A 2,543-nucleotide genomic window follows, 5' to 3' on the forward strand; every position below is an offset into this window, starting at 1 on the left:
CGAAGCGGGACACTCCTTGTGTCGCCGCAGCACGCGACCGGGCCGCAAAGATCCATCGCGTCCTGATCGTAAATGCCTGCCCCGGTCGCCGCTCGATCCGGCGATGGTCGATCAGGTTGTTGCGCTGACGCTGGAACCGCCCAAGCAGGAGGCCACGCACTGGACCGTTCGCGCGATGGAAGACCATCGGGACCGCGGCCTCATCAGTCGTCAAGATCTGGCACGAGCATGGTCTGGCGCCGCACCGCTGGCGCAGCTTCAAACTCTCGAATGACAGGGCTGTTGCCGAGAAACTACACGATGTCGTCGGGCTCTATGTATCGCCACCGGCCCATGCCATTGTCCTTTCCGTCGATGAAAAGAGCCAGATCCAGGCGCTCGACCGGACGCAGCCGGGCCTCCCTTGAAGAAGGGCCGGCGCGGCACGATGACCCATGATTACAAGCGCCATGGCACCACCACCCTGTTTGCTGCCCTCAATGTTCTCGATGGCTCGGTGGCCGGCCGCAACATGCAGCGTCACCGTCATCAGGAGTTCATTCGTTTCCTCAACGCGATTGAGGCGGAGCTGGCGAAGGATAAGGCCGTCCACGTCATTCTCGACAACTACGCAACCCACAAGCAGCCGAAGGTCCGCGCCTGGCTGGCAAGACATCTGCGATGGACATGGCTTGCACCTGATGGGTTCGTCGCCAAAGAGACCAGGCGAGAAGAAAGCCCGTTTTGCGGGCTTTCGCATGACCAGCCGCGCGATGAGCGTGCGGATTTCGGTGACGGTGGGGATGAGTCTGACCTTGCGCGTCAGGCAGCGATTGGCGGATTTAGACTTGTTTCGTTCGGTTTGCCGCAGGCCGAGCGGCTTAGATCGGCGCCGAGATTGGCGAGCAAGGCAGCCGCCGCCATGACGAGCGTCATGTGGCGATGCTAGCCGTGCCAGGAGCGGGCCTCGCAATGATTAAGGCCGAGATCGTCCTTGGCGCGCTGGAAGCATTCCTCGATCATCCAGCGCAATCCTGCCGCGCCTGGCAGTTCCGCTAGCGTGGCCTCTCTGGGCGCAAAGACCAGATAATAGCTCAGGGCGCGCGGATCCGTGCCGCTTTTGCGGATGAGGACATAGCGGGCATAGCCTTCCTCAACGACATACGGCAGAGCAATGCGTGCCCAGTGATACCCAGTGATAGAGACGCAATCCCTTGGCGCCTTCACCGGCCGGACAGGCGGTCCAGGCCTCGGCGGACAGTTCCCCGGCCATCGCTTTCGGGTCCGTCTGCAGCAGACCCTGATCGGTCAGCAACCGTAAAGTATGCTTGGAGCGCACCGCGAGCACATAAAGCTGTCGGTGCTCCTCCAGCATGCGGCGCGTCCGGTAATCGCCACCATAGACCGCATCGGCCAGAACCCAGGCGCACGGCACGCCGCGATCAAGCGCTTCAGCCAACATTGCGCGCGCCATCGCCGGCTTGGTCAAAAACCCCCACCTGCTGGGGAATGCCGGCCGCCTTACGCCGCGCCGGGTCTTTCGCCCCTGGCTTCCGGCAGAAAGAGCCGTCGGCCGATCTGCGTCTGGCCAAAGCGGCTGGCATAGGCGACGAACACGCCGATCTGGCAGTTCTCGATGCGGCCGGCGGTACCCGATTATTGCCGCGCCGCCCCGACCGAATAGGTGCCTTTCTCCAAAAAGCGGTTTCGTCCACCACCAGCACGCCCGATCGATCGCCGAGCGCCTCAAGGGCGTAGTCGCAAACAATGTCGGGCAACCGGTCCGTATCCCATTGCGACCGCCCCAGCAGTGAACTCAGCGAAATGATGCTCAGGCTTGTTTGTTGCCAGCATTTCGTTCGAACTCAGTGAAGGTCCCATACGGGGCGAAGCCGATACTTTGTCTTGATGGCTTTGTGATATGCTTCCAAGAGGGCGATGCGCTTTGCGCCGCAGACGCTCTTCATCACCGGTTGGAAGTTTAGCCTCACCTTTGGGCAGACCAAGCTGGACGAGTTTCGTCGCTTCGGGTAGCGACACGGGCGACGCGGCAGGAACCGCCCGGAAACAATCTTACTTTCTGGGTCCCGGTATGGACGATTATCACTCGCCGTCACCGGCGTTCGACGTTCTCGCCAATCAACAAAGGAAGAGCAACGCGCTCTTCCTTAAGCTTCAGAACGTAACTGTAGGGGATGTAAACGGACGCAGCCGTAGGTTCAGATAGGGGTAGTGAAACTTTGTCCTATCCCAATCGACCTCAAAATTGTCGCCAATAATTTGCGACGACACCAGTCGCGCTACGTCTGTATTTGTATAGCAAACAATCCGGCACCCCGCGACGTCATTCACCGTAACCTCGATATGTCGTTCTTCCCGACGTCTCAGGTCTCTTAGCTTAAAACCCAGAGACTTTATCGACTTGGCCCTGCTCTCGATTTGCTGCACTCGGAGATAGCGCGGCCATGTTGACGCCAACGGCATGATCGGCGTCCTTTATGGACGATGCCCAGAGCGAGCCCCGCAACCGAGAGAAAATAGAAACGGGCGCGCCAGAATTGGCC

1 protein-coding gene and 1 pseudogene are annotated in these 2,543 nt (G+C 60.2%); one reads left to right on the forward strand and one right to left on the reverse strand.

Annotation, left to right across the window (positions count from 1 at the left end; translation table 11 throughout):
- Positions 1 to 85 precede the first annotated feature (85 nt).
- A pseudogene (locus tag CO676_RS34120) lies at positions 86 to 709 on the forward strand (IS630 family transposase); the annotation flags it as partial.
- Between the two features lie 423 nt (positions 710 to 1,132).
- Here CO676_RS34120 and CO676_RS35075 read toward each other — a convergent pair.
- Entirely contained in the window at positions 1,133 to 1,468 is a 336-nt protein-coding gene (locus tag CO676_RS35075) for a transposase (RefSeq protein WP_144340259.1), read from the reverse strand.
- Between the last annotated feature and the right edge of the window lie 1,075 nt (positions 1,469 to 2,543).

The sequence above is a fragment of the Sinorhizobium sp. BJ1 genome (assembly GCF_002531555.1).
In the GTDB taxonomy this organism is placed as follows: domain Bacteria; phylum Pseudomonadota; class Alphaproteobacteria; order Rhizobiales; family Rhizobiaceae; genus Sinorhizobium; species Sinorhizobium fredii_B.